Consider the following 26,934-nt stretch of genomic DNA (forward strand, 5'->3'; position numbering starts at 1 on the left):
GGTTCTAGAACCGGGGCGTCAAGAAGATGAGACGGGAGGCGAGCTTAGACCCGGGTCCCGATTTGGGGGCTTCTACTCCAACGCATGCACGGTGCCAACTCCCGAAGGACCAGTTCCTGCTCCCTATACTTAAGGGCGGCGGACCATAGGGAGGGCTAATGGGGGCGTCAATGCTATTGGACATATATCTCAGGGGGTAACCGAGGGGGGATCGACCCAGCCGACATTGCCGTCCGTCCGGCGGTAAATAATGTTAACCCGTCCGCTGGATCCGTGCTGGAAGACGATGCAGGCGGCCCCGGTCAGGTCCAGTTCCATGACCGCCTCGCTGACCGAAAGGCGCTTCAGCGACGTGGTCGCCTCGGCAATGATGACCGGGCTATAGGTGATGACCTCCTCGTCGCCTCCCGCCGGCGCCTCGATCACGTAGCTCGGCGCGTCGATATCGGCCAGCGCTGCGTTGGCGGCGTAGGTCTTGCGGGCCGAGCGATCCTTCAGCCGGCTCTTGTAGCGGCGCAGCCGCTTCTCGATCATCAGGAGCGCCTGGTCGGCGCTGGCATAGGCATCGGTGGCGTTGGAATCCGCCTCGAGCGTGATTCCGGAATCCAGGTGCAGCGCGCAGTCGGTGCGGAAGCCGAAGCCGTCCTTGCTCAGGGTAATGTGACCGGAATAGTTGCCGTCGAAATACTTCCTCAGGACCTCATCGGTGCGCTCGCTGACGCGCGAACGAAGCGCTTCACCGACGCTGATGCTTTTCCCGGAGATTCGAAGGGTCATTTGATGCCTCGCTTGATGCCTCGACTACTCTGGTTTTTCCCGGATCGGCTCTGTGGGGGAACCTGAGACTATCGCGATTTGACGCGAACGCAATCAGGCCGGAGCCGTATCGCGGGACCGGTCGGAGGAGGTGGCGGGAGCGGAAAGTGCGTTGCCAAGCATACTCTGTTTATCGCGGCGGCGCTGCACCGAGGAAGGAATGCGCATCGCTTCGCGGTATTTCGCGACCGTGCGGCGGGCAATATCAATGCCCGATTCGCGCAATCGTTCCACGATGGTATCGTCGGAGAGGATCGCGCTTGCGGCTTCCGCATCGATCAACTGCTTGATGTGGTGACGGACCGCCTCCGCCGAATGCGCCTCGCCACCGTCGGCCGACGCGATCGAGGCGGTGAAGAAATATTTCAGCTCGAAGCTGCCGCGATTGGTCGCCATATATTTATTGGCGGTCACCCGCGACACCGTCGATTCGTGCATCTGGATCGCATCCGCCACCGCCTTGAGATTCAGCGGCCGCAAATGCGCGACGCCATGGGTGAAGAAGCCGTCCTGCTGGCGCACGATTTCGGTCGCCACTTTCAAGATGGTGCGGGCGCGCTGGTCGAGCGCGCGCACCAGCCAGGTGGCGTTCTGCAGACAGTCGCTGAAATAGGATTTGTCGCCGTCCTTGCGGATCGTCTTCGACAGCTCGGTGTAGTAGACCTGATTGACCAGCACGCGCGGCAACGTGTCGCTGTTGAGTTCGACATGCCATCCGCCGTCCGGGCCGGGCCGCACATAGACGTCCGGCACCATCGTTTGCGTGCGCGCCGAGCCGAACTTCAGGCCGGGCTTGGGATCGAGACGGCGGATTTCACCGATCATGTCGGTGATATCTTCGTCGTCGACGCCGCACAATTTGCGCAACGATGCGATGTCGCGTTTGGCCAGGAGATCGAGATTTTCCACCAGCGCCTGCATGGCGGGGTCGTAGCGATTGAGTTCGCGGAGCTGGATTGCGAGGCACTCGCTCAAATTCCGGGCACAGACGCCGGGCGGATCGAATTTCTGCAGCACTGACAGCACCGCATCGACATCCCCCTGCGGGGCGCCCAGCCGTTCGGCGGCCTGCCCAAGATCCGGCGGCAGATAGCCGGCATCGTCGACGAGATCGATCAGATATTGTCCGATCATCCGCTGCGCCGGCCCGCTGAACGCCACCGCGAGTTGCTCGGCAAGATGGCCGCCGAGCGTCACCTCGGCGGCGACGAAGGCTTCCAGATTGTAATCGTCGTCGTTGGAGGCGCCGCCGCCCCATTCGGTGTAGGCAGTCGGCGCCGCATCCTGCGCCACGCGGGCGGCGGCTTCAGCGGGCTCCTCGGAAAAGACGTTGTCGAGCGGGGTGTCCAGCGTCTGCTCGATCTCGGTGCGGCTGCCGAGGTCGCGGTTCAGCCAGTCCTCCTGCCCGGACTCGAAGGCCTCGCCGGCGGAACCTGACGCCATATCGGAGGCATCGCCGCCGCCTTCCTCGCCATAACTGCCGGAATCGGGGAATTCGGCGCCCTGGGCGGCCGGCTCGCCCGCCACCGGGGCTTCGGGACCGTCGCTGGCCCGCTCCAGCAGCGGGTTGCGCTCCAGCTCCTCCTCGACGAAGGCCGACAAGTCGAGATTCGACAATTGCAGCAGCTTGATCGCCTGCATCAATTGCGGCGTCATCACCAGCGACTGCGACTGGCGGAACTCTAGTCTCTGCGTTAGCGCCATGAGGCCAAGAACCGATCCACTGAAAGTTGGTCCGATTCTTGCTTATATTAGTCCGAAGCCCTTGTACACGCCTTGACGAACACGAAAATAAAGCTAAAGGCGGAATTCCTCGCCAAGGTAAAGGCGGCGTACATCCGGATCGTTGACGATTTCTTCCGGACTGCCCTCGGTCAAGATCTGCCCGGCATAAACGATATAGGCGCGATCGGTCAGGCCGAGCGTTTCGCGCACATTGTGATCGGTGATCAGAACGCCGATGCCGCGGTTGGTGAGGTGGCGGACCAGATCCTGAATGTCGCCGACCGCGATCGGATCGATGCCGGCAAAGGGTTCGTCGAGCAGCATGTAGTTCGGGCGCGTCGCCAGCGCGCGCGCGATTTCGACGCGGCGGCGCTCGCCGCCGGACAGCGCGATCGACGGCGATTTGCGCAAGCGCGTGATGTTGAATTCGTCGAGCAGCGAATTGAGTTCGGCCTCGCGCTTCTTCCGGCTGGGCTCGACGACCTCGAGCACGGCGCGAATGTTCTGCTCCACAGTTAGGCCGCGAAAGATCGAGGCTTCCTGCGGCAGGTAGCCGATGCCGAGCCGCGCGCGCTGATACATCGGCAGCTGGGTCACGTCGTGGCCGTCGAGTTCGATAGCGCCGCGATCCGCCTTGATCAGGCCGGTGATCATGTAGAACACCGTGGTCTTGCCGGCGCCGTTCGGGCCGAGCAGGCCGACCGCCTCGCCGCGGCGGACATAGATGCTGACGCCGCGCACCACTTGGCGGGTGCCGAAACTCTTTTCCACACTGTGCACGGCGAGGAAGCCCGGCCGCTTGATCAGACGCGGCGCTTCGCCGCCATTGGCCTTGGGACGGGGTTGCGCACGGGGACGCGGTTCACGCCGAGGCTCTGCGTCGGGCTGCGGCTGTGGCAATTCCAGCCCGGGCAGCGAAGCGGAGCGCGCCCTCGGCGGCGCATCGCGCACCGGGCTCGTCAGCATGTCGCCGAAGGAATCGCCGAGCGCGGTGATGTCGTCGCGCGAACGCGCAAACCCGGGGCCGCCGCGTTTCGCGGGGCGTCGACGGAACATGCCGAGTAAGTCCACCATCCCGCTTCGCTTACGCCTTTCACGGTGATACCGCGACGCGCCCGCCGGCGAATCGCTTCGCTAGCGAACCATGAATGAATGGATGTCCCCTGCCCAGCGAAACACCCCGCCGTGCGCCCTGCCCTGTAGATACAGGGTCGCGCTACCAGCTTCAACCGTACGAGCCCCAAATAATCTTCAAGGCATTGATCTACAATTATTTTTTACCGGGGATCAACGACGGTATCTGTACCGGAGCCGGAGCCGGCTTCGACGCGCCCGATCCGGACCCGCAACTCTCTCCCTGCAGGAACATGCCCTGCACCTTGCCGCTGTCGGATTCGACCCGTGACACGCCGGTGGTCATGTCGACCTTGAGGCGGTCGCCGCGGAGCACGTTCTTGCACTGGGTCAGCACGACCCCACCGACCATGGTGATGAGGTTGGCCCGCGTGTCGAAGATCGCAGTCTCGCCGGTCACGACCTGGTCCTTTTGCGTGACCACGACGGAGCCCTTGGCTTCCAGCCGGCGGATCGACGAGCTGCCGCCGGGCCCCGGAGAGGCGGCTTGCATCGGCCCGGATTTCGGTCCCTTCGGCGCGGCGGGCGCAGGCGTAGCCGGCGCCGGGCCGGAATCGTAGAACACCACCAGCGACTTCGAGGTCATGGTGGTGTCGCCCTGCACGACCTTTACGTTTCCGGAGAAGGTCGCCTCCTTCTTCTTGTCGCGCATTTCGAGCGACGCCGCCTCGATCTGAATCGGCTGATCGCGGTTCTGCGAAAAGCCCTGCATCGCGTTCGGTACGCCCGACATGGCGCCTTGCGCCAAGGCGTCACCGGAGGCGATCAACGCGAGCGCAAGCGCTGCGGCGGCAAAACTGCGCGAGAGGAACTGCATCATGAATTTCATTTCGTGTTTGATGACTTGCCGGTGACGGACCGCGTCCTCGGTGGCGGCGCTGGTTCAGGCTCCGGCTCAGGCGCCGCAGGGCTTTCCATGATCAGGTTCATCACGACGTTGCCCTCGAAGCGCACCACCTCGCCGCTGTTGATGATCCTGAGCCGGTCGGCGCTCAGTGTTCCATTGAGTAGTTTGACGTCGACATGCTCGTCCGACGTGACCGTTCCCTTGTTGATGTCGACATAGGCCTGCGACAGCCTGGCCTCATAGCCGGTGGAGGATTGCAGGAAGATGTCCTTGCGCAGGTCCAGCATCTGCTGCTTGCTGTCGAAAAATCCCGTGCGCGCATCCATCGTCACCGTGCTCTTGTCCTCCATCATGACCTTGGCCCGCAGCGTCCTGAGCTCGACGTGATCGGGGTCGGCGAGATCCTGGATCGCGGCCTTGGCCCACAATTCGTATGGACGCTGGTCGGTCGAGAAACCCGCGAGGTGCGGCGTTTCCATGGTGATCCTTGTGCCTGACACCACGAGATTGCTCATGTCGACGGGCAGCTTCGCCAGCCCCGTGATGCGGAACGGGTTGAAGACCGAGATTGCGATGATACCGGCCATCGCCAGCAGCACGGCCGCCGGGACCGCGACCCGCAGCAGCCGCACCATCCGGCTGTGGCGGGCGGCCGCGGCGAAGCGGGCCTCCATTCCGGTGGCATAGGCTGGGTTCTGTACCGAGTTCACCGCGGCTCCAAGGGGCGCCAAGACGCCAGGAAAGCGTCATTCTACCCGCAATCGCGGGATTATGCAGCCCGGACACTCGCGATGAGTGTGACCGAAACGGGGCGGAAGCGGGCAGCCGGACCGCTTCAAATGGTCCCGGTCACGAATGCGCGAAGATGTCCTCGGCTTCCCAGCCGCCGAGATCGAGCTTTGCCCGGGTCGGCAGGAAGTCGAAACAGGCCTGCGCCAGCGCCGTGCGGCCTTCGCGCGCGAGCATGGCGTCGAGCCGCTCGCGCAAGCCATGCAGATGCAGCACGTCGGACGCGGCATAGGCGAGCTGCGCTTCACTGAGGCTTGCCGAGCCCCAGTCGCTCGACTGCTGCTGCTTCGACAGGTCGATGTTGAGGACTTCGCGCACCAGATCCTTCAGGCCATGCCGGTCGGTATAGGTGCGGGTCAACCGCGAGGCGATCTTGGTGCAATAGACCGGCTGCGGCATCACGCCGAACGTGTTGTAGAGCGCGGCCAGATCGAAGCGTGCGAAGTGAAAGATCTTCGTGATGGCAGGATTGGCCAGCAGCGCCTTCAGGTTCGGCGCGTCGGTGTGGCCCTTCGGGATCTGGATAACATCGGCGCTGCCGTCGCCGTTCGACATCTGCACCACGCAGAGCCGGTCGCGATGCGGATTGAGCCCCATGGTCTCGGTATCGATCGCCACCGAATCCTTGTAGCGGGACAAATCGGGCAGATCGCCGCGATGCAGGCGGATGGTCATGTAGGAAAGCCTCGTGTCTCGGGTCGATTCGACGGAAACACTAGCGCCCGGAGCCGCTGGAGGCGAGCGGGTGGGCATGGCTTATAGGACGGGAAATGGCGGCTTCGTGGCGATTTTATTCGCTTATCCAACGTTCGGCGGCTTTGCGCGCCGTGGAGCGTTGCCGTGATGGCCACCGTTTGCGGCCGGCTTCGAGACGTTCAGGCCGTTTTCTCTTCGGACGATGTCGGCGGCTGAAGCTCCGGGCTATTGGCCCAGCGGTCGAGATTCTCGATGACGTCCGCATGGCTCGGCCGTCGCGGAGGCGGTGGCTTCTGCTCTTCGGACAGCTTGCGCGGCAGCTTGATGTTCTCGGTCATGGGTGTGCTCCACGCTAACATTATGCGCCCGAGCAGACCGCAAATCAACCATTAACTTATTGTTTTTGTTCTAGTATTTAGCTAATTTGACGCATGAATCTCGTTTGACGGAACCGCCGTCAAGGACAAGTGTTGAGTAAACTACTCAATGATCTCAACTTGGGTGTTTCGATGTCCGACATGCGCGGTGAGCGACTACAGGTCATGCTCTCGCCGGAAGAGCTGACGGCGATCGACGATTTCCGCTTCAAGCACCGGATGCCGACCCGGGCGGCGGCGGTGCGTGAGCTATTGAAAATGGGCCTGACGGCCATTGCCGCCGACGGCGGCGGGATGAAGTCCAGCCATTATGGCGTGTTCAACCGCGGCCCGGACGGACACACGCACGGCTCCGATCAGGATCCGGCGGCGTAGCGCGACGACAGGGCGGAAATTTCCGCGCCGTGCGGCAGCCGTTCGCCGCTTCGCGCCAACCAGCATCTCATTGGTTTGGGCAAGGGCACTTGGTGCCCAGGAAAGGACTCGAACCTTCACGGCCGTTAAGCCACTGGCACCTGAAGCCAGCGCGTCTACCAATTCCGCCACCTGGGCCCGGGCGGGTTAGTAAGGATCGGTCACGCGCTTGTCAAATCGCTTCATCGCCATCCAAATACGCTGTACAGCGACCGCGCGTTGGCGTATCGCGAATCCGCTAAATACCACCGATATCTCTCGAATTTGACCGGCAGGAATTGACTTCGATGACATCTAACCAGGAAACGCTCGTTACAGTCTTTGGCGGGTCGGGCTTTCTGGGGCGAAACGTGGTCCGGGCCCTGGCCAAGCGCGGTTACCGCATTCGGGTGGCGGTGCGGAGGCCGGAACTGGCCGGGCACCTGCAGCCGCTCGGCAGGGTCGGCCAGATCCACGCCGTGCAGGCCAATCTGCGCTACCCGGCCTCGGTCGAGGCCGCCATGCGCGATTCCCATGTCGCCATCAACCTGGTCGGCATCCTGACCGAGGGTGGCGCACAGACCTTCGACGCGGTGCAGGCCAAGGGCGCCGAAACGATCGCCAGGGCGGCCGGCGCCACCGGCGCGCGCATGGTACACGTATCTGCGATCGGCGCCGACGAGAATTCGCCCTCGGCTTACGGCCGTACCAAGGCGGCAGGTGAAAAGACGGTGCTGGCGGCTGTGCCGTCGGCCACGATCCTGCGGCCATCGCTGCTGTTCGGCCCCGACGATCAATTCACCAATCGCTTTGCGGCGCTGGCCCGGATGTCGCCGTTCCTGCCGCTGATCGGCGGCGGGGTAACCCGGCTGCAGCCGGCCTATGTCGGCGACGCCGCGACCGCGGTCGCCGATGCCGTCGACGGCAAGACGAAGCCGGGCGCGACTTACGAAATCGGCGGGCCGGAAGTACTGACCATGCGCGAGATCATGGAAATCATTCTCAAGATCACCGAGCGCAAGCGCATGCTGGTTTCGCTGCCGTTCGGGTTGGCGAAGCTGCAGGCGATGTTCCTGCAATTCGCACCGGGACCGCTGAAGCTGACGCCCGATCAGGTGATGATGTTGCAGTCAGACAACGTGGTGTCCGACGCGGCGAAGGCAGCCGGCCTCACGCTGGAAGGCCTCGGCATTGCGCCGGAATCAATGGAAGCGATCGCCCCGCAATATCTCTGGCGCTTCCGCGCCGCCGGGCAGTTTCAGCGCAAGAGCACGTAAAGGTTCGTAGCTTTCGTAGGGTGGGCAAAGCGAAGCGTGCCCACCTTTCACGCCGCCGAGAGTTAGATGGTGGGCGCCTTTGCCCACTCTACGAGCTCTGAGGATTACTTCCCCAGCGCCAGCGCGATCAGGCCCAGCGTGCCGATGATGACGCGCCACCACGCAAAGAACGTGAATCCGTGGCGGGTGACGTAGTTCAAAAATGTCTTCACCACGATCATCGCCGTGATGAACGAAACCACGAATCCGATCGCGATGATGCCGACGTGGTCGATCGTCATCTCGCCGCGGTTCTTGTAGAAATCATAGGCGAACGCGCCGATCATGGTCGGGATCGCGAGAAAGAACGAGAACTCCGCCGCCGAGCGCTTGTCGGCGCCGAGCAGCATCGCCGCCACGATGCTGGCGCCGGAGCGCGATACGCCGGGAATCATCGCGACGCATTGCGCGATGCCGATCCACAGATACATCAACAGCGGATAACGCGTGGCGTCGTCCTCATGCGGCTTGAGATCGAGCTGATCGACCCACAGCAGGATCGCGCCGCCGACGATCAGCGTGAAACACACCACCCACGGATTGAACAGCAATTCCTTGATGTATTTGCCGACCAGCAGGCCGACCACGACGGCCGGCAGGAACGCCACCAGCACGCCGATGACGAATCGCCGGTCGTCGGGGTTGGTGAACATGCCGAGCGCGACGCGCCACAGCCTGAAGAAATACAGCATGACGATCGCAAGAATCGCGCCGAGCTGAATCAGGATCACAAAGCTCTGCCAGAAGGCGCCCTCGCCCAGGCCGAAGAAGCGTTGCGCCAGCAGCATATGGCCCGTGGAGGAAACCGGGAGAAATTCCGTGATACCCTCGATGATGCCGAGAATCACCGCCTTCACTGCATCCGACATCATGATGTGGTCCGTTTGGCTGGGAAAAGCGCGTTCTTCTCGCCTATTCCTCCCCATGCCGCAATCGCAAAAAAACGTCAGAACACCATTGTCTCGCGCGTTTGCTTGGCTAGTGTCCCGATTCGCTTGACGCGGTTGGAGGGTTCCTTTAGTCGCCGCGATTTTACCCCAGGGATTTCATGTACACGCTCTATCACCACCCGTTCTGTCCGCATTCGCGCTTCATTCGCCTGGTGCTGGGCGAACACGGCCTCGACCTGCGCCTGGTGGAAGAGCGGGCCTGGGAGCGGCGCGAAGGGTTTCTCGTGCTCAATCCGGCGGGCACCACGCCGGTGTTGATGGCTGACGGCTTTCCGCCGATTCCGGGCGCCGGGATCATCGCCGAATATCTCGACGAGACGCACGGCCTGGAGGCGGGCGAGCGGCGGCTGTTGCCGGCCTCGATGGCTGAACGCGTCGAGGTGCGCCGGCTGATGGCCTGGTTCAACGAAAAATTCTTCGAGGAGGCGTCGAACCCGCTGGTGACCGAGCGCATCTACAAGCGATTCATGAGCGAGGAGAATGGCGGCGGGGCGCCGGCGACCGACGTGATCCGCGCGGCCAAGGTCAATGTGCGCTATCATCTGGCCTATATTGGCTGGCTGGCGCAGACGCGGAATTTCCTCGCCGGCGACCGGCTGACCTACGCGGATCTCGCCGCCGCGGCGCATCTTTCGGCGATCGACTATCTGGGCGACGTGCCATGGAGCGAGGACGACGCGGCAAAGGCGTGGTACGCGCGGGTGAAATCCCGCCCGTCGTTCCGCCCGTTGCTGAGCGAATGGCTGGCGGGGGTGCCGGCCTCGCGGACCTATGTGGACCTCGACTTCTGAACAAGGGCGTTAAACTCTCCGCCGCCGATCTGAAGGCCGCGCTCAAGCGCGAAGCGGAGACGCTCGGCTTCGACTGCATCGGCGTGACCGATCCCGACGCGATCGGCAATGCCGGCAAATATTTCCGCGAATTCCTCGATGCCGGCGCGCATGGCGACATGGACTGGCTCGCGGCGCAACCCGAACGGCGGATGAACCCGCGCGTACTGTGGCCCGGCGTCCGCTCGATCATCATGCTCGGCGTCAACTATGGGCCCGATGAGAATCCGCTCGCGCTTCTTGAACAACGTACGCGCGGCGCAATCTCCGCCTACGCCCAGGGCGACGACTATCACGACGTCATCAAGAAGCGGCTAAAAACGCTGGCGCGGTGGCTGGTGGCGGCATCTGGCGATGAGGTGAAAGTATTCATCGATACCGCAGCCGTAATGGAAAAGCCGCTGGCGCAGGCCGCCGGATTGGGCTGGCAGGGCAAACACACCAACCTCGTCTCGCGCGACTTCGGCTCCTGGCTGTTTCTCGGCGCGATCTTTTCCGCATCCGAACTGCCGCGCGACGACGCCGACAGCGACCATTGCGGCTCCTGCAACGCGTGCCAGGAGATCTGCCCGACCGCGGCGTTCCCGGCGCCCTACAAGCTGGATGCGCGGCGCTGCATTTCGTACCTGACGATCGAAAACAAGGGCCCGATCCCGCGCGAGTTCCGCAAGAGCATCGGCAACCGCATTTATGGCTGCGACGACTGTCTCGCGGTATGCCCGTGGAACAAGTTCGCGCAGGAAGGCCGCGAAGCGAAACTGGCGGCGCGGGCGGAATTGCGGGCGCCTTCGCTTGTCGAGTTGGCGCGGCTCGACGACGACGCGTTTCGCGCGCTGTTTTCGAAATCCCCGGTCAAGCGCATCGGCCGCGACCGTTTTGTCCGCAACGTGCTGATTGCGATCGGCAACGCCGGTGATGCGTCGCTGGCGCTTGAGGCCGAATGTTTGCTTGATGATGCAAGCCCGCTGGTTCGCGGCGCGGCCATATGGGCGCTGTCGCAATTGATCGAGCGGGAGAGATTTGAAGCACTGGCTGCGGTGGCGATGAACGCCGAAGCGGATGAAAGCGTGCGCGAAGAGTGGCTCCTTGGCGGTGCCACCACTGCCAGCCCCTCATCCTGAGGAGCGCGCAGCGCGTCTCGAAGGATCGAGGCCACAGTCGGGCCTGCATGGTTCGAGACGGCGCTTTGCGCCTCCTCACCATGAGGAATCGGCAGATCTCCCGCCCTTGATTTCACGCGACGAAATCCGCCATGGTCATCAGCCATGACAAAAAATCAGCCTTTCTTCACCCACGACCGCGTCAACGACACCTTCATGCCGACGCCCGTCTCCAACGGGCCGTGGGACGCCAATTCCCTGCACGGCCGTGTCGTTGTCGGCCTGCTCGCCCATGTGATCGAGCAGCGCCACGGCTCCGAGGCTTTCGTGCCGGCGCGCCTTACCGTCGACATGTTCCGCCTGCCCAACATCACGACGCCGATCGAGGTCACGACAAAGCTCGTCCGTAGCGGCCTGCGCATCAAGGTAGTGGAAGCCGAGTTCTTCAGTGGCGCCACCAGCATGGCGCGCGCTTCCTGCCAGTTATTGCGCAAGACGGAAAACGCGCCGGGCAACGTCTGGTCGCCGCCGAATTGGGACGCGCCGAAGCCCGCGGACATCCCAAGGCCGACCGATCCCCGGCTCGGGATGAACGGCAAATGGACCACGCGGCCGATCATCGGCCACATGGGCTCGCTCGGGCCGCGGCGGCTGTGGATGAGCGAGGTGCGCGAACTGGTCGAGGGCGTGCCGATGTCGCCCTTCGTCCATGTCGCCACAGGTGCGGATTTCGCCAGCCCCTTCGCCAATGCCGGCGATCAGGGGCTCGGCTACATCAACAGCGACGTCACGCTCTATCTGCACCGGCTTCCGGTGACGCCGTGGGTCGGCTTCGACGTGGTCAACCATCACGCCACCGACGGCATCGCGATCGGCGAATGCTGGCTCTATGACGAAGAGGGCCCGATCGGGACGTCCACGGTGGCGGCGCTGGCGCAGCGTAAGCCGATGACCAACGTGCCGCCGCCGTAGCTCTCGCCGTCATTGCGAGCGAAGCGAAGCAATCCATCCCGCCACTGCGGAAGTCTGGATTGCTTCGTCGCGGAACCTGTCGTCGGGCGCGCATTCGCGCGACCCGTTGGCTCCTCGCAATGACGTGGAGAGGCCGTCACTCCGCCAGATGCCGCTTCATCTCCGGCCGCGCCTTCAGCGCCGCGCCCTGTTTCGCAACAATCCTGGCGATCCGCTCCGGCGCAAACTTGATGTCGACGAAGGCCGGCGCGGTGTTGGCGACCTCGTGATATTCCACGATCTTGCCGTCGCGCAGCCGCATGATGGCGACGCCCTCGAACATCGCGCGCGCCCCTTCCGCCTCCGGCAGCGTCGAACGGTAGCTGAAGGTGTAGCGCGCATAGAGCGTCTCGCCGTCGCTAACGGGATCGTGCATGTCCCAGCGGAAATCGGTCGCCGTGCGATAGAACCAGTCTTCGATCATGCCGGCGATTTTCGCGCGGCCTTCGAACGCGCCGTAGAACACGTCGTGATAGACGCCGTCTTCGGTGAACAGTTCCGCGAACGCCTTGCCGTTGCGCTGCTCGACGGCGTCGCAGAAGGCCCGGAGCATGGTTGACGTGTTCATGGCGTTCTTCCCCACAGTCGTCATGCCCCGCCTTGTGCGCAATTGCGCACTGGGGCGGGGCATCCAGTATTCCAGAGCGCGTGAGATAAATCGATGGGCCGCGGCGTACTGGATCATCCGCTTTCGCGGATGATGACAACGAGAGAAGTGGGGCGACCTCACCCCATCTCCGCCACCGCGGCCACGATCCTTGCGATGTCTTGCGGGCGCGACAGGCGGTGGTCGCCGTCCTGGATCATGGTCAGCACCACGTCCTCGGCCGGCAGCCGGTGCGCCAGCGCGAAGGCGTGCTGCCAGGGCACGTCGGGATCCTGCGCGCCCTGCAGGATGCGCACCGGGCATCCGACCTCGATGGCGCTGCCGAGCAGGAGATGGTTGCGGCCCTCCTCGATCAGCGCGCGCGTGATCGGATAGGGCGCGCCGTCGCCATATTCCGACGGCCGCATCCAGACGCCCTTGGTCCTGATCTCCTCGCGAACCTCGTCGGAGAAGGCGTTCCACATCAATTGCTCGGTGAAATCGGGCGCCGGCGCGATCAGCACCAGCCCGGCGAGGGTCGCCTCCTTCGCATCGCGGTTGGCGATGGCGCGCGCCAGCAATAGCGCCATCCAGCCGCCCATCGACGAGCCGATCACGACCTGCGGCCCCCGGCAGAACTGCTCGAACACGGCGACGGCCTCTTCCAGCCAGCGCCCGATGGTGCCGTCGATGAAAGCGCCGCCCGATTCGCCATGGCCGGAATAATCGAACCTGATGCAGGCGCGGCCATGTTCCGCGGCCCAGGCATCCAGCGCCAGCGCCTTGGTGCCCCGCATGTCGGAATTGAAGCCGCCGAGCCAGAACAGCCCGGGCCCGCTGCCGGCACGGGCCCGCACGGCAATCCTGCGGCGGCCACTGCCCTCCCCCACCTCGATAAAGGTCGGTTCCTGGTCGATTGTTGCTGAATTGGTCATGGATCGGTCACTCCCGCCCGCTGCTTTGTCCGCGAGCGCGCTTCATCGGTCAAGCGCGGTGGCCAGCGCTTGCAGATCAGGCCGCCACGCTATATTTGGCGGACGTGACCGAAATGCCTCGCATTTGACGGTTTTCGGGCGCAGACGGCGAGTTCGCTTGCTGTTATCAGCGTATTGCTTCAAACTACGGCCCTTCCTTTCACAACTTTGGAGAGTTACCCATTCGCCGTCCCAACAGAGCCCCGCCCGCTGCAACCAAAGACGGGCCGCGCACCAATGATGAAATCCGCAACGCACAGATCCAGTTGATCGATCAGACCGGCCTCAACCACGGGACGGTCGAGACCGTGGTCGCCATCAAGATGGCCCTCGAGGCGGGCATGGATCTTGTCGAGATTTCGCCGAACAACAATCCTCCCGTTTGCAAGATTATGGACTACGGGAAGTTCAAGTATTCGGCACAGAAGAAAGCCGCCGAGGCCCGCAAGAAGCAGAAGATCGTCGAGATCAAGGAGATCAAGCTGCGGCCGATGATCGACGATCACGACTACGACGTGAAGATGCGCGCGATGCAGCGGTTCTTCGAGGAAGGCGACAAGGTCAAGATCACCTTGCGCTACCGTGGGCGCGAAATGGCGCACCAGGAGATCGGCACCAAGCTTCTCGACAAGGTCAAGGCCGATGTCGCCGAATTCGCCAAGGTCGAGCAGGACGCGCGTTTCGAAGGCCGCCAGGTCGTGATGGTACTGGCGCCGCGCTGATTTGAAATACAGAGATTAACAGCGGCCCGTCGAACATCCGGCGGGCCGCTTTCGTTTCACGTAGCCCGAATGGAGCGAAGCGTAATCCGGGATAGGTCGATGCACGGATACGCCGGCCCCGGATTTCGCTGCGCTACATCCGGGCTACGGGCTCCTGCTACGCGCTTAACCCCGCGTAGCCTGCCAGGTACCGCTACAGTAATCGCCGGTGATGATGCCGCGCCACGAGCCCGCGCCGTAGCTGCCCGCAAGCCGGCCGCCGCCGCTGGCGCGGGATGCGCCGACCGAAACCCTGACCGCAACCACACCGGCGCGACTGACCGATCCCGAAACCCTGCCGCCGCCGGCCGATGAAACCCGGCTGCCGATGACAGTGAAGGGAACGCTGTAGCCTGAACTGCAATTGCCCCGCGTGGTGGCGAAAACCACGTTCCAGATGCCGTCATAGGCTCGGATTGCCCTGGCTCCCCTCGGCGCGGCTTCGGCGGTGACCGGGGCCGCCATGACGGCCAGAGCGGCGAAAACGGGAAGCCAGCGCGCGGCGCGAAGGCGGGCAGAAGTGCCAAAACCGGCAATCGATCGCTGAAAATGGGCCATTGTTCCTGCTCCGAACCGAAGCGTTAATGACATCACCGGGTAGGTAGCAGCACGGCCTTGCGCGGTTCATCATTGCCAATTGGCGCTTCCTCTGCCATAAGCCCGACCTTCATCGCCCGGCTGATCAAGGGCTGCCGTGTCGATGTCCGTGCGGGTTATCTCGGTTTTGGGAAAAACCTGAGCACTTTCAACGCTCTAACGAGCATTTTAAGCCGCAAAAGCGCCCCTCGGGCGCGTTTTTCTGTGGCCGACAGGAGAGCCAAATGCCCAAGCTGAAGACCAAGTCAGGCGCTAAAAAGCGCTTCAAGGTGACTGCCACCGGCAAAGTGATGCACGCCCAGCGCGGCAAGCGCCACGGCATGATCAAGCGGACGAAGAAGCAGATTCGTCAGCTCCGCGGCACCCGCGTGCTGTTCAAGACCGACGGCGACAACGTCAAGAAGTACTTCTTGCCGAACGCCTGATCGCGCTCGCATTCACGCTCCAGCCGGCCGCGCACGCGCGGCGTTCCATCACCGATTTGAAATTCAAGGATAGCAGTCATGTCTCGCGTCAAACGCGGTGTGACCTCTCACGCCAGACACAAGAAAGTCTACAAGGCCGCCAAGGGTTTCCGCGGCCGCCGCAAGAACACCATCCGCGCGGCGAAAGCCGCCGTTGAGAAGGCCGGGCAATATGCCTTCCGCGACCGCAAGCGCAAGAAGCGCACGTTCCGCGCGCTCTGGATCCAGCGCATCAATGCCGCGGTACGTCCGTTCGGCATGACCTACAGCGTCTTTATCAACGGCCTCGCCAAGTCGGGCATCACAGTAGACCGCAAGGTGCTGTCGGATCTCGCCATCACCGAGCCGGCGGCGTTCCAGGCGATCGCCGAGAAGGCCAAGGCCGCACTGGCGGCGTAAGCCGTCGCCCCTCGACCCTTCTGCGAAGTTCTCGAGGGCGTCATGGCCGGGCAAGAGCGCGAAGCGCGTCTTCGCACTAGATGTCCCGGCCATCCACGCCTTCATTCTCGCGAACGCTGTAAGACGTGGATGCCCGGGACAAGCCCGGGCATGACGGGCTAGGAGCATCGGCTTTAGCATCCTAGTCAAAAGGATCGCCATGACCGACCTCGCTCAACTCGAATCCCAAATCCTTGGCGATATCGCCGCTGCCGGCGACGAAGCAGCCCTTGAAGCCGTGCGCGTGGCAGCCCTCGGCAAGAAGGGCTCGATCTCCGCATTGCTCGCCACGCTCGGCAAGATGTCACCGGACGAGCGGAAGACGCAGGGCGCCGCGATCAATCTCGCCAAAGACAAGGTGACCCAGGCGCTTTCCGCGCGCCGCGACATCCTGAAATCGGCGGCGCTCGATGCCCGGCTTGCTTCCGAGACCATCGACGTCACGCTGCCGCTGCGCGAGGCGCCCGCGGAAGCCGGCCGCATCCATCCCCTGAGCCAGGTCTTCGAGGAGGTCAACACGATCTTCGCCGATATGGGATTCTCGATCGCCGAAGGTCCCGATATCGAGACCGACGATTATAACTTCACAAAACTGAATTTCCCCGAGGGCCATCCGGCGCGGGAGATGCACGACACGTTTTTCTTCAATCCGAAGGAAGATGGTTCGCGCATGCTGTTGCGCACGCATACGTCGCCGGTGCAGGTGCGCACGATGTTGTCGCAGAAACCGCCGATCCGCGTCGTCTGCCCGGGCCGTACCTATCGCATCGATTCGGACGCAACCCATACGCCGCAGTTCCACCAGGTCGAGGGCCTCGTCATCGACAAGGGCTCGCATCTCGGCCATCTCAAATGGATTTTGCACGAGTTCTGCAAGGCGTTCTTCGAGGTCGACCACATCAACATGCGGTTCCGGCCGTCGTTCTTCCCGTTCACCGAGCCCTCGCTCGAGGTCGACATCCAGTGCCGGCGCGACAAGGGCGAGATTCGTTTCGGCGAAGGCGAGGATTGGCTGGAGATTCTCGGCTGCGGCATGGTGCATCCGAACGTGCTGCGCGCCTGCGGCATCGATCCTGATGTCTATCAGGGCTTCGCCTGGGGCATGGGCATCGACCGCATCGCGATGCTGAAATACGGCATCGCTGATTTGCGCCAGTTGTTCGACAGCGACGTGCGCTGGCTCAATCATTACGGCTTCAAGCCGCTCGATGTCCCGACGCTGGCGGGAGGGCTGAGCTCGTGAAGTTTACCCTCTCCTGGCTGAAGGAACATCTCGACACCGACGAGCCGCTGGAAAAGCTTGCCGACAGGCTCACCATGATCGGGCTCGAGGTCGAGAACATCGAGGACAAGGCGAAGGCCTTGGCGCCGTTTTCGATCGCGCGGGTGATCTCGGCTGAGCAGCATCCGAATGCGGACCGCCTGCGGGTGTGCATGGTCGATACCGGCGACGGCGGCGCACCGGTGCAGGTGGTGTGCGGGGCGCCGAATGCGCGCGCTGGCCTCGTCAGCGTGTTCTCAGCCCCCGGCACCTTCATTCCCGGCAAGAACATCACGCTCGGCATCGGCACCATCAGAGGCGTCGAGAGCCGCGGCATGCTGTGCTCGGCGGCCGAGCTCGAGATCTCCGAAGACCATGACGGCATCATGGAGCTGCCGGCCGATGCGCCGATCGGCAAGGGCTATGCCGAATGGGCAGGCCTCGGCGATCCCGTGCTCGAAATCAATTTGACGCCGAACCGCCAGGACTGCACCGGCGTGCACGGCATCGCGCGCGATCTCTCCGCCGCCGACATGGGCAAGTTCAGGGATCCCGCCATCAAGCCGATCAAGGGCGAATTCCCCTGCCCGGTGAAGGTGACGGTGGAAGACGCCACGCTGTGTCCGGGCTTCGCGCTGCGGCTGGTGCGCGGCGTCAGGAACGGCCCCTCCCCGGAATGGCTGCAGAAGCGGCTGACCTCGATCGGGCTGCGGCCGATCAACGCGCTGGTCGACATCACCAACTTCATGACCTACGACCGCGCCCGGCCGCTCCATGTGTTCGACGCCAGGAAGGTGAACGGCAATCTCACTGTGCGCCGCGCCAAAGACGGCGAAAGCCTGCTGGCGCTCGACGGCCGCACCTACGCGCTTGATCCCTCGATCTGCGTGATCGCGGACGAGCACGGCGTCGAATCGCTTGCCGGCATTATGGGCGGCGAGACGTCCGGCTGCGACGAGAATACCACTGATGTGCTGGTCGAATCGGCGCTGTGGAACGAGATCAACATCGCGCAGACCGGCCGCAAGCTCGGCATCAATTCCGACGCACGCTATCGCTTCGAGCGCGGCGTCGATCCGGCCTTCATGGTGCCGGGGCTTGAGCTCGCGACCAAACTCGTCATGGAGATGTGCGGCGGCACGCCATCAGAGAATTTCGTCGTCGGCGACGCCTTCGGCGAAGATCGCGTGATCGATTTTCCGCTGGCCGAGGTCAAGCGCCTCGCCGGGATCGACGTGCCGCTGGCGGAAGCGCGACGCATCTTGACTCATCTCGGCTTCATGGTGGCCGGCAGCGGCCCTGTCGTGAAGGTGGCGGTACCGTCCTGGCGCACCGATGTGCATGGCAAGGCCGACCTCGTCGAGGAGATCGTGCGCATCGTCGGCGTCGACAAGGTGCCGATGACGCCGTTCGAGCGCGGCGACGAAGCCCGCAAGCCGGTCCTGACCACGATCCAGCTCCGCACCCGCCGCGCCAAGCGCGCGCTGGCTGCGCGCGGCATGGTGGAAGCGGTGACGTGGTCGTTCATCTCAAAGCCGCATGCCGAATTGTTCGGCGGCGGACAGGCCGAACTCGCGCTCGCCAACCCGATTGCCTCCGACCTCTCGGACATGCGGCCAAGCCTGCTGCCGGGCCTCGTCGCCGCGGCGCAGGCCAACGCCAATCGCGGTTATCAGGACGTCGCGCTGTTCGAAGTCGGCCAGATCTTCAAGGGCGATGGACCTGAGAGCCAGTTCGTCGCGGCCTCAGGCGTGCGCCGCGGCTTTGCCTCCGCGAAAGGGATGGGCCGGCACTGGTCGGGCTCTGCCATGACCGATGCGCTCGATGCCAAGGCGGACGCGTTCACCGTGCTCGCGGCCGCCGGCGCGCCGATGCAGGCGCTGCAGATCGTGCCGGGCGGCGCGAGCTGGCTGCATCCCGGGCGCTCCGGCACCATCCAGATCGGCCCGCAGAACGTGCTGGGCTATTTCGGTGAGTTGCACCCGCGCGCGCTGGAAGCGCTCGGCGCCGACGGCCCCTTGATCGCGTTCGAAGTCGTCCTCGACCGCATTCCCGACGCCAAGAAGAAATCGACCCGGGCCAAGCCCGTGCTCGACCTCTCCGCGTTCCAGCCGGTGTCGCGCGACTTTGCCTTCATCGTCGATCGCGGCGTGAAGGCCGGCGACATCGTGCGATCGGCGCAAGGCGCGGACAAGAAGCTGATCACGGATGTGACCGTGTTCGACGTCTACGAAGGCAAGGGCATCGATCCAGCCAGGAAGTCGATCGCAATTGCCGTGACGATCCAGCCGCGCGAGAAGACCCTGACCGACCAGGAGATCGACGCGGTAGCGGCAAAGATCGTGGCCGAGGTGACGAAGAAGACCGGCGGCACGCTGCGAGCGTGATGCCGCATGAACCCTGCGGCGCTCATTCCGGCTGACGTCGGCATCAACGCGGCGATCGCGATCTGCGCGGTCGCCTTCGTCTCGGGGACGGCGCGGGGTTTTTCCGGGTTCGGTTCGGCACTGATCTTCATGCCGCTGGCAAGCTCGATCGCTGACCCGCGGCTGGTCGCGGCGTTGCTGCTGATCATCGATTTCATCGCCGCCGCGCCGCTGCTGCCGGGCGCATGGCAAAAGGCCGACCGCAAGGCAACCGCGGTCATGGTCACAGGCGCGCTGATCGGCGTCCCCATCGGCACCTACTTCCTGAGCCGGCTCGAACCGGTGACGACGCGCTGGATCATTTCCGCCTTCGTCTTCGCATTGCTGCTTCTCTTGCTGTCGGGCTGGCGTTACCGCGGCAAGGACCACGCGGCGGTCTCGATCGGCGTCGGCGGGCTATCCGGCTTTTGCAGCGGGCTTGCCCAGACCGGCGGCCCGCCGATCGTCGGCTACTGGCTCGGCCGCCCGTTGCCGTCCGTGATCGCCCGCGCCAATATCCTGTTGTTCTTCGGCGCGTCGGACTTCTTTTCCGCCGTCAGCTACGCCGCCGCCGGACTGATCACGATGGACGCGATCCGGTTCGCAGTTGTCGTCGGCCCGGTCTACGGCATCGGCGTCTGGTTCGGCGCCTCGCTGTTCGGCAAAGCCAGCGAAGCCGTATTCCGTTCGATCTGCTACGCGCTGATCGCAGCCGCTGTCATCTTCGGCCTGCCGGCGCTGGATGGCGTGCTGCGCTGACACGCGAGATCCGTAGGCTGGGCAAAGCCAACGATTCCGGCGCTAGCCAAGCACCAGATCGCAATAGGCGTAGCCGTCGCGTTCGACGCGCTCGCCGGTTTTCACCACAAGCCGCCGCGCGAACATCGGCCCCGCCACCACGCAGGTGTGAAACTCACCGTTCTCGCCGCAAGCGTCGACGCCTTCGGGCAAATCGGCCAACAGCGCCGCGTCGAAAGCGCGGCCGGCGAATTCCGCCGGCAGCTTCTTCAGATCGACAGTCGCAATATGCGCTTCCAGCCCGCTTGCGATCATCGCTCGCGCCAATTCTGCCGTCGGCAGCTCCCACAGTGGAAACACCGGCGTGATGCCGGTCCCTGCCAGTTTCTGTTCGCGATAGGCGCGGATATCCGCGAGAAAAAGATCGCCGAAGATCATGTGCGTGATGCCGCAGGCAGCGGCCTGCGCGACCGCCTCGCCCATCCGCGCCTCGTAAATCTCGTTCGGACAGGGATAGGGTATAGGCACGATCCGCTGCGGCAGGCCGGCGGCCTCGCACTGCGCCTGCAATATTTCCTGTCGCACGCCGTGGATCGATACCCGGCCGAACGTCTCGGTCACCGTGGTCAGCGCGCCGACCACATCGAATTCACCCGCGCGAAGCACTTCATGCAGCGCGAACGCCGAGTCCTTGCCGCTCGACCAGGAGATCAGTGCTTTCGGGCGTGCCATCAGTTGCTCGGGGACCCTCGCCGCCGCGGCTTCACCGGCCGCGCCTCCGGCTCCGGATTCTTCAACGCACCGATCCGCCGCAACGCCGCTTCCGCGGCCCGCTCGCCGCTTTCCCAGGCGCCGTCGATCGTTCCCCACAGCGTTTCATGGGTCGCCTCGCCGGCGAGATAGATGCAGCCGATCGGTTCGCTCAGAACCTTTCGCGACGATTGTCCGCCGGGACCGGCCGCCGACATTGCGCCGAGTGCGAACGGCGCGGCGTTCCAGCGTGTCGCGCTGGATTTCTTCACCGCGGCCGCCGCCTCGCTGCCGTACAGTTTCGCCAGCCATTCCACCGCAAACGCCACCATGGCCTTCTCGCCCTGCGCGGAGAGATCGCGGCCGAACGAGCCGCCAACATCGATCGTGCAGAGCGACGAGCCGCCGATATTGGCGAATATCAGCGCCGTCTTGGTCGAATTGCTCTGCTCGATGACGACGTCGTCACGGGCGAGACCCAGCGGATTGCCCGCTATCTGCAGTGCGATCCGGTCGTAGCTGCCGAGGCTCAGTTTCGAAGCTGCATCGAGCATGCGCTTCGGGATGTCGGGCGCGAATTTGATATTGCCTGCGGCCAGCACATTGCTCGACACCGTGATCACGGCGGCGCGCGCGGCGATCCGACCCGCCGGCGTTTCGACGCTGACATCGCGGTTGCTCCAGACGATGCGATTGGCCGGTGTCGACAGCGACAGCGGCACCTGCTCGCCGAGCCTTGCGATCAGCGTGCCCAATCCCTGCCGGCAGCCGATCGCAGTATTGCGATCCTGCGCGCGGGACTTGTCACCGACGGAGACATCTTTCAGATCCTTGCCCGAGAAACTGGCCCCCAACACGAACTCCGCCGTGGCGGCCCAGTCGCCGAGGTCCTTTGGCAGCACGGAGGCACACGAGACGTCGAACCGCCGCGCGGCTTCGTCGATGGCACGGTTGGCGCGCACGAGGGCGGCAAGAAATTCCTCGGTCTCGCCGGCGCGGGCGTTGCGGCGGCCGATGCGGATCTTCTGGCCCGAGGGCGCGGTCGTGATCTCGAGACCGGCGGCGCGCGCCAGCTTGATCATCGGATTGGTCTCGGGATTGTGCATCCAGCGCGCGCCACGATCGAACGGCACCTCGAAGGTCGAGCTGTCGGTCTGGCAGCGGCCGCCGATCTGGCTCGCCGCCTCCACCACGATCACCTTGCGGTTCGCCGCCATGATCCGCCGCGCCGCAGCAATGCCGGCCGCGCCCGCGCCGATCACGACGATGTCGGCTTCCCGCGGCAAGGGCGCTGCTCCCGCACGTCCCCCGGAAAAACCCGGGATCACCGCCAATGCGGCGGACGCCGACAGGAAGTGGCGGCGGGTCATTGTCATGTCATGGTTTCCGGGACCTGAAAGAAGCGAGAACAGCTAGCGAACTGTGCCGCATCTCACGTGACGCAGCAACACTCATGGTAAATCAATCATGATTGATCCGTTTGGCGCATGAACTAAATTGAAACGGCTTGCGACCATGATAAGGAAACAAAAAAAGCGGAAGAAAAGCCGCCGTGGGGGAGTTTCATGGGCGTAATGCTCGACACCATCGGCCAGTTGATTGCGGGCTACCTGCAGAAGGAAGTCCCGGGCTATGAGCCGTTCACCCCCAGCGACCCCGAGCACCTGCGCGGTGTCATCGAGCCCGGCGATGTGCTGCTGGTCGAAGGCAACAACCGCATCTCCGGCATCATCAAATACCTGACGCAATCCACCTGGTCGCACGGTGCGCTCTATGTCGGCCCGGTCGACGGCGCGACCGAGCCCGACGGCGAGCCGCATGTGCTGATCGAGGCCAATATCGGCGAAGGCGTGACCTCGGCGCCGCTGTCGAAATATTTTCCCTATCACACCCGCGTCTGCCGCCCGATCGGCCTGTCCTACGAGGACCGCACCACGGTGTGCCGCTACGCCATCAACCGCATCGGCTTCGGCTACGACACCAAGAACATCGTCGACCTGATGCGCTATTTGATCCCGCTGCCGGTACCGCAGCGCTGGCGCCGGCGCATGATCGCGTTCGGCTCCGGCGATCCCACGAAAATCATCTGCTCGGCGCTGATCGCGCAGGCGTTCGACGCGGTGCGCTACCCGATCCTGCCCAAGATCACCCGCGCCGCCTCGCGGAAGGCCCGGCGCGAGATCCTGCACATCCGCGATTCCTCGCTCTACATGCCGCGCGATTTCGACATCTCGCCCTATTTCGAAATCGTCAAACCCACCATCGTGCACGGCTTCGACTACACAGCCCTGCACTGGGCCGACAAGCAGAAGCCGCTCCAGGAGGTAGCGGGCGAATTCGGTGTGTTTCCAGAGGTCAAATCGCCGCCGCTTGCTCCTGAAGAGATTGACCAGGAAGCGTCGCTTCCGGCTGAAGAAGTGACTATTGAAGAAGCGACCGTCGAAGCGACGATCATCGAACGCGTCACCGTGTCGGAACATTACCTCGCCGTCGAATACGTCCCGGTCCGCCCGCCGGAACGTCGCATGAAGCCGCGCGACAAGGCGCCGGAGATGGTGGCGTAGATACGGGATCGTAGGGTGGGCAAAGCGAAGCGTGCTCACCAATCCAGGCCAACAATTCGGATGAATGGTGGGCACGGCGCAAGGGCGCCTTTGGCCCTCTACGGCTTTGTTGCCGGCTGACCTGGATCAAAATGCCCGGCTCCCGCGCGACATAGCTTTCCAAGTTGCAAATTCTTGTGCTTTCGTTTGGAGGAGGGCAACATGGCGCTCACCGAGGTTGGCTCTGCACAGGCGCGAGCAACCAAGCCCCCTGCTCATTTCGATCTGCGGAAGATTACCACGCCGATCTTGCTGTATATGGCCGGTCGCTTGATCTGGCTCAAATCAGCTTGAGCGTCGCACGGTATTCAGGGAAGCGCGAACCGATGTTTGGAAAAGCCCATGAATGCGCTCAATGGTTTTCTCGGCTCCAGGTCGGGGTTGGCTGTAACGCTTGTGGTGGCCGCGCTTGGCGTCTACCTGCTGGCGACACATACGGGTCATGCCCTTGCGGCGCTGCCCTATCTGCTGCTGCTTGCATGTCCGTTGATGCATCTTTTCGGACATCACCATCATTCCGGTCACAGATCGCAGACAGGCCGATCCACTGAACGCCGCTGACCTGTCAACATGAGATGCCGCCGATGCTACCTGTCGGAGCGACCGATCACGGCCATCAGTTCGGCAATCTTTTCCCGCTGATCGGCCTTGTTGCCGCTGGTGATCGCGTGTTCGACGCAATGCGACACGTGATCCCTCAAAACCTCTTCTTCGACGCGCCGCAGCGCCGCCCGCACCGCCGAAATCTGGGTGACGATGTCGATGCAGTAGCGGTCCTCGTCGACCATCTTGGACAGGCCGCGGACCTGGCCTTCGATCCGGCTCAGGCGTTTTTGACAGGATGCCTTGATGTCTTTTCTCATGCCGCCTATATACCCCTACAGGGTATGGGTTACAAGAGCCGGAGAATGTCATGAACGAGGCCAACAAGAACGCCGATCAAGGCGGCGCGGAAAAGTCCGGATGCGGCTGTTCGTCAGGGGCGAATGCGAAAGCGCCGGCCAGGGAAACGGCCAACAGCGCCTGCTGCGGCGGTCACGGCCACACGGACCATTCCCATCACGATCATCACGCCCACAATGCGGCGAGCGTGCGCGACCCCGTCTGCGGCATGACGGTGGATGCCACGACCAGCAAGCATCGCTTCGACTACCGCGGCGAAGCCTATCATTTCTGCTCAGCCGGCTGCCGCACCAAATTCGCCGCCGATCCCGTCGCTTATCTGGAAAAGGATAGCCGACCGAAGGCCGCGGTGCCGGAAGGAACGATCTACACCTGCCCGATGCATCCCGAGATCCGCCAGGTCGGCCCCGGAAGCTGCCCGATCTGCGGCATGGCGCTGGAGCCGGAGATCGCGAGCCTCGATGCGCCGCCCAATCCGGAACTCGCCGACATGACGCGCCGCTTCTGGATCGGGCTCGTGCTTTCCCTGCCGCCGGTCGTTCTGGAGATGGGCGGACATCTGGTCGGCGGCCATGGCTGGGTCGATCCGACCTTGTCGAACTGGATCCAGCTCGTGTTCGCCACCCCTGTCGTGCTCTGGGCCGGCTGGCCGTTTTTCGTGCGCGGCTGGCAGTCGCTCGTCACGCGCAATCTCAACATGTTCACGCTGATCGCGATGGGCACCGGCGTGGCCCATGTCTACAGCGTCATCGGAACCGTCGCGCCCGGCATCTTTCCGGCCACCTTCCGCGGCCATGGTGGCGCGGTTGCGGTCTATTTCGAAGCGGCGGCCGTCATCACCGTGCTGGTACTGCTCGGCCAGGTGCTTGAGCTGCGCGCCCGCGAGGCGACATCAGGCGCCATCAAGGCGCTGCTGCAACTTGCGCCGAAAACGGCTCGCCGGATCGGCGACGATGGCACCGACCATGAGGTGGAAATCGACGCGCTGGCGGTCGGCGACAAATTGCGGGTTCGGCCGGGCGAGAAGGTACCGGTCGACGGCATCATTCTCGAGGGCCGCTCGTCGCTCGATGAATCGCTGGTGACCGGCGAATCCATGCCCGTCACCAAGGAGCCAGGCAGCAAGGTCATCGCTGGCACGCTCAACCAGTCCGGCGGGTTCGTGATGCGTGCCGACAAGGTCGGGCGCGACACGCTGCTGTCCCAGATCGTGAAGATGGTGGCGGATGCGCAGCGCTCGCGGGCACCGATCCAGCGGCTGGCCGATCAGGTTTCCGGCTGGTTCGTGCCGATCGTCATCGTCGTGGCGCTGATCGCGTTCGGCGCCTGGGCCTGGTTCGGGCCGGAGCCGCGCATGGCGTTCGGCCTGGTGGCTGCTGTCAGCGTGCTCATCATTGCCTGCCCCTGTGCGCTCGGCCTTGCCACGCCGATGTCGATCATGGTCGGCGTCGGGCGTGGCGCGCAGGCCGGCGTTCTGATCAAGAACGCCGAAGCGCTCGAGCGCATGGAGAAGGTCGACACGCTGGTGGTCGACAAGACGGGAACGCTGACCGAGGGCAAGCCGAAGGTGGTCGCCATCGTTCCGGCAAACGGATTTAACGAGACCGATATTCTGCGGCTGGCAGCGACCGTCGAGCGGGCGAGCGAACACCCGCTGGCCGATGCCATCGTGCGGGCGGCCAAAGAGCGCAATCTCGATCTCGGCAAGGTAGACGAATTCGACTCGCCGACCGGCAAGGGCGCCACCGGCAAGGTCGATGGCAGGACCGTCGTTCTCGGCAATACGAATTTCCTGCAGTCGCTCGGCATCGATGCACAGTCATTGAACGAACAGGGCGAACGTCTGCGCGGCGATGGCGCCACCGTGATCAATGTGGCTGTCGACGGCAGACTGGCGGGATTGTTCGCCATCGCCGACCCCGTGAAAGCATCGACGCCGGATGCGCTGAAGGCGCTGGCGGCGGAGGGTATCAGGGTCATCATGCTGACCGGCGACAACCAGACCACCGCGAACGCCGTCGCTCGCAGCCTCGGAATCACCGACGTTGAGGCAGAAGTGCTGCCCGATCAGAAGAGCGCTGTCGTGGCAAAACTGCAGAAGAGCGGACGGATCGTCGCGATGGCCGGCGACGGCGTCAACGACGCGCCGGCGCTCGCCGCCGCCGAAGTCGGCATCGCCATGGGAACCGGTACCGATGTCGCAATGGAGAGCGCCGGGATCACCCTGTTGAAGGGCGACCTTGGCGGCATCGTCCGCGCTCGACGGCTTTCCCAGGCGACCATGAGCAACATCCGGCAGAACCTGTTCTTTGCTTTCATCTACAACGCCGCCGGCATCCCGATTGCCGCGGGCATTCTCTACCCTGCGTTCGGCCTGTTGTTGTCGCCGATCATCGCGGCCGCGGCGATGGCGCTGTCGTCAGTAAGCGTCGTCGGCAACGCGTTGCGGCTGCGGATGACGCGGCTGTAA

The 26,934-nt window shown here is 63.8% G+C and carries 29 protein-coding genes and 1 tRNA gene; 15 read left to right on the top strand and 15 right to left on the bottom strand.

The annotated features are described in order from the left end of the window. Window positions 1–189: 189 nt before the first annotated feature. The 7 genes from hpf to JQ624_RS02180 all read right to left on the bottom strand — a co-directional run bounded on the left by hpf (window position 190) and on the right by JQ624_RS02180 (window position 6,345). Window positions 190–777, bottom strand: coding sequence for a ribosome hibernation-promoting factor, HPF/YfiA family (hpf, locus tag JQ624_RS02150; RefSeq protein WP_212417172.1), 588 nt, complete (start codon window positions 775–777; stop codon window positions 190–192). 93 nt (window positions 778–870) lie between these two features. After that, complete coding sequence (gene rpoN / locus JQ624_RS02155) at window positions 871–2,520, bottom strand: RNA polymerase factor sigma-54 (RefSeq protein WP_212417173.1); 1,650 nt, start codon at window positions 2,518–2,520, stop codon at window positions 871–873. Window positions 2,521–2,613: 93 nt separating this feature from the next. Then, window positions 2,614–3,615: an LPS export ABC transporter ATP-binding protein gene (gene lptB / locus JQ624_RS02160; RefSeq protein WP_212417174.1), complete on the bottom strand. Its 1,002-nt coding sequence runs from the start codon at window positions 3,613–3,615 to the stop codon at window positions 2,614–2,616. 196 nt (window positions 3,616–3,811) lie between these two features. Beyond that, the gene (locus JQ624_RS02165) at window positions 3,812–4,504 is read right to left on the bottom strand and encodes an LptA/OstA family protein (protein ID WP_212417175.1); all 693 of its coding nucleotides are present in this window, start codon (window positions 4,502–4,504) and stop codon (window positions 3,812–3,814) included. Beyond that, the gene (lptC, locus tag JQ624_RS02170; protein ID WP_409334294.1) at window positions 4,501–5,232 is read right to left on the bottom strand and encodes an LPS export ABC transporter periplasmic protein LptC; all 732 of its coding nucleotides are present in this window, start codon (window positions 5,230–5,232) and stop codon (window positions 4,501–4,503) included. The genes JQ624_RS02165 and lptC overlap by 4 nt, the downstream gene beginning before the upstream one ends. A 139-nt stretch (window positions 5,233–5,371) precedes the next feature. Continuing rightward, window positions 5,372–5,986, bottom strand: coding sequence for a ribonuclease D (locus JQ624_RS02175; RefSeq protein ID WP_212417176.1), 615 nt, complete (start codon window positions 5,984–5,986; stop codon window positions 5,372–5,374). Window positions 5,987–6,186: 200 nt separating this feature from the next. After that, on the bottom strand, window positions 6,187–6,345 hold the full coding sequence (locus JQ624_RS02180; protein ID WP_212417177.1) for a hypothetical protein: 159 nt from the start codon (window positions 6,343–6,345) through the stop codon (window positions 6,187–6,189). Between the two features lie 171 nt (window positions 6,346–6,516). On the opposite strand from JQ624_RS02180, the gene JQ624_RS02185 reads away from it, so the two are divergent. Beyond that, window positions 6,517–6,759, top strand: a complete 243-nt coding sequence (locus JQ624_RS02185; protein WP_212417178.1) for a hypothetical protein — start codon at window positions 6,517–6,519, stop codon at window positions 6,757–6,759. 90 nt (window positions 6,760–6,849) lie between these two features. Here JQ624_RS02185 and JQ624_RS02190 read toward each other — a convergent pair. Then, window positions 6,850–6,936, bottom strand: a tRNA-Leu gene (locus tag JQ624_RS02190). Between the two features lie 149 nt (window positions 6,937–7,085). Here JQ624_RS02190 and JQ624_RS02195 point away from each other — a divergent pair. After that, the gene (locus JQ624_RS02195; protein ID WP_212417179.1) at window positions 7,086–8,054 is read left to right on the top strand and encodes a complex I NDUFA9 subunit family protein; all 969 of its coding nucleotides are present in this window, start codon (window positions 7,086–7,088) and stop codon (window positions 8,052–8,054) included. 104 nt (window positions 8,055–8,158) lie between these two features. Here the strand turns inward: JQ624_RS02195 and JQ624_RS02200 are convergent, their stop codons facing one another. Beyond that, window positions 8,159–8,965, bottom strand: a complete 807-nt coding sequence (locus JQ624_RS02200; RefSeq protein ID WP_212417180.1) for an undecaprenyl-diphosphate phosphatase — start codon at window positions 8,963–8,965, stop codon at window positions 8,159–8,161. Between the two features lie 176 nt (window positions 8,966–9,141). Between JQ624_RS02200 and JQ624_RS02205 the strand changes: the two genes are divergently transcribed. The 3 genes from JQ624_RS02205 to JQ624_RS02215 all read left to right on the top strand — a co-directional run bounded on the left by JQ624_RS02205 (window position 9,142) and on the right by JQ624_RS02215 (window position 11,945). Further along, window positions 9,142–9,834 (top strand): glutathione S-transferase family protein, encoded by a 693-nt coding sequence (locus JQ624_RS02205; RefSeq protein ID WP_212417181.1) that lies wholly within the window; start codon window positions 9,142–9,144, stop codon window positions 9,832–9,834. Further along, window positions 9,783–10,994, top strand: a complete 1,212-nt coding sequence (gene queG / locus JQ624_RS02210; protein WP_212417182.1) for a tRNA epoxyqueuosine(34) reductase QueG — start codon at window positions 9,783–9,785, stop codon at window positions 10,992–10,994. The genes JQ624_RS02205 and queG overlap by 52 nt, the downstream gene beginning before the upstream one ends. A gap of 144 nt (window positions 10,995–11,138) precedes the next feature. Next, complete coding sequence (locus JQ624_RS02215; RefSeq protein WP_212417183.1) at window positions 11,139–11,945, top strand: acyl-CoA thioesterase domain-containing protein; 807 nt, start codon at window positions 11,139–11,141, stop codon at window positions 11,943–11,945. Between the two features lie 136 nt (window positions 11,946–12,081). On the opposite strand, the gene JQ624_RS02220 is transcribed toward JQ624_RS02215, so the two are convergent. Both JQ624_RS02220 and JQ624_RS02225 read right to left on the bottom strand, forming a co-directional pair. Next, on the bottom strand, window positions 12,082–12,552 hold the full coding sequence (locus tag JQ624_RS02220) for a nuclear transport factor 2 family protein (protein WP_212417184.1): 471 nt from the start codon (window positions 12,550–12,552) through the stop codon (window positions 12,082–12,084). A 158-nt stretch (window positions 12,553–12,710) separates the two neighbouring features. Beyond that, window positions 12,711–13,505 (bottom strand): carboxylesterase, encoded by a 795-nt coding sequence (locus tag JQ624_RS02225; protein ID WP_212417185.1) that lies wholly within the window; start codon window positions 13,503–13,505, stop codon window positions 12,711–12,713. A 221-nt stretch (window positions 13,506–13,726) separates the two neighbouring features. Between JQ624_RS02225 and infC the strand changes: the two genes are divergently transcribed. Then, window positions 13,727–14,266, top strand: a complete 540-nt coding sequence (gene infC, locus JQ624_RS02230; RefSeq protein WP_212417451.1) for a translation initiation factor IF-3 — start codon at window positions 13,727–13,729, stop codon at window positions 14,264–14,266. A 165-nt stretch (window positions 14,267–14,431) separates the two neighbouring features. Here the strand turns inward: infC and JQ624_RS02235 are convergent, their stop codons facing one another. Continuing rightward, window positions 14,432–14,863, bottom strand: coding sequence for a hypothetical protein (locus JQ624_RS02235; protein ID WP_212417186.1), 432 nt, complete (start codon window positions 14,861–14,863; stop codon window positions 14,432–14,434). Window positions 14,864–15,126: 263 nt separating this feature from the next. Between JQ624_RS02235 and rpmI the strand changes: the two genes are divergently transcribed. From rpmI to JQ624_RS02260, 5 genes are all read left to right on the top strand, one after another. After that, complete coding sequence (gene rpmI, locus JQ624_RS02240; protein WP_008539890.1) at window positions 15,127–15,327, top strand: 50S ribosomal protein L35; 201 nt, start codon at window positions 15,127–15,129, stop codon at window positions 15,325–15,327. Window positions 15,328–15,405: 78 nt separating this feature from the next. Then, on the top strand, window positions 15,406–15,765 hold the full coding sequence (rplT, locus tag JQ624_RS02245; protein ID WP_057849057.1) for a 50S ribosomal protein L20: 360 nt from the start codon (window positions 15,406–15,408) through the stop codon (window positions 15,763–15,765). Window positions 15,766–15,964: 199 nt separating this feature from the next. Beyond that, entirely contained in the window at window positions 15,965–17,047 is a 1,083-nt protein-coding gene (gene pheS, locus JQ624_RS02250; RefSeq protein ID WP_212417187.1) for a phenylalanine--tRNA ligase subunit alpha, read from the top strand. Next, window positions 17,044–19,452, top strand: coding sequence for a phenylalanine--tRNA ligase subunit beta (gene pheT / locus JQ624_RS02255; protein WP_212417188.1), 2,409 nt, complete (start codon window positions 17,044–17,046; stop codon window positions 19,450–19,452). Before pheS ends, pheT begins: the two co-directional genes overlap by 4 nt. Window positions 19,453–19,458: 6 nt before the next feature. Then, the gene (locus JQ624_RS02260) at window positions 19,459–20,229 is read left to right on the top strand and encodes a sulfite exporter TauE/SafE family protein (protein WP_212417189.1); all 771 of its coding nucleotides are present in this window, start codon (window positions 19,459–19,461) and stop codon (window positions 20,227–20,229) included. Between the two features lie 42 nt (window positions 20,230–20,271). Here the strand turns inward: JQ624_RS02260 and JQ624_RS02265 are convergent, their stop codons facing one another. Then, window positions 20,272–20,940, bottom strand: a complete 669-nt coding sequence (locus tag JQ624_RS02265; RefSeq protein WP_212417190.1) for an adenine nucleotide alpha hydrolase — start codon at window positions 20,938–20,940, stop codon at window positions 20,272–20,274. Further along, complete coding sequence (locus JQ624_RS02270) at window positions 20,940–22,334, bottom strand: NAD(P)/FAD-dependent oxidoreductase (RefSeq protein WP_212417191.1); 1,395 nt, start codon at window positions 22,332–22,334, stop codon at window positions 20,940–20,942. Before JQ624_RS02270 ends, JQ624_RS02265 begins: the two co-directional genes overlap by 1 nt. 189 nt (window positions 22,335–22,523) lie before the next feature. Here JQ624_RS02270 and JQ624_RS02275 point away from each other — a divergent pair, with 189 nt between their 5' ends. From JQ624_RS02275 to JQ624_RS02280, 3 genes are all read left to right on the top strand, one after another. Then, on the top strand, window positions 22,524–23,522 hold the full coding sequence (locus JQ624_RS02275; RefSeq protein WP_212417192.1) for a YiiX/YebB-like N1pC/P60 family cysteine hydrolase: 999 nt from the start codon (window positions 22,524–22,526) through the stop codon (window positions 23,520–23,522). 201 nt (window positions 23,523–23,723) lie between these two features. Further along, window positions 23,724–23,855, top strand: a complete 132-nt coding sequence (locus JQ624_RS39245) for a hypothetical protein (RefSeq protein WP_283816890.1) — start codon at window positions 23,724–23,726, stop codon at window positions 23,853–23,855. Between the two features lie 48 nt (window positions 23,856–23,903). After that, window positions 23,904–24,122, top strand: a complete 219-nt coding sequence (locus JQ624_RS02280) for a DUF2933 domain-containing protein (protein ID WP_212417193.1) — start codon at window positions 23,904–23,906, stop codon at window positions 24,120–24,122. 26 nt (window positions 24,123–24,148) lie between these two features. Here JQ624_RS02280 and JQ624_RS02285 read toward each other — a convergent pair whose 3' ends face one another. After that, window positions 24,149–24,424, bottom strand: a complete 276-nt coding sequence (locus tag JQ624_RS02285; RefSeq protein ID WP_027540012.1) for a metal-sensitive transcriptional regulator — start codon at window positions 24,422–24,424, stop codon at window positions 24,149–24,151. A 50-nt stretch (window positions 24,425–24,474) separates the two neighbouring features. On the opposite strand from JQ624_RS02285, the gene JQ624_RS02290 reads away from it, so the two are divergent. Further along, complete coding sequence (locus JQ624_RS02290; RefSeq protein WP_212417194.1) at window positions 24,475–26,934, top strand: heavy metal translocating P-type ATPase; 2,460 nt, start codon at window positions 24,475–24,477, stop codon at window positions 26,932–26,934.

The organism is Bradyrhizobium sp. AUGA SZCCT0283, assembly GCF_018130385.1.
In the GTDB taxonomy this organism is placed as follows: domain Bacteria; phylum Pseudomonadota; class Alphaproteobacteria; order Rhizobiales; family Xanthobacteraceae; genus Bradyrhizobium.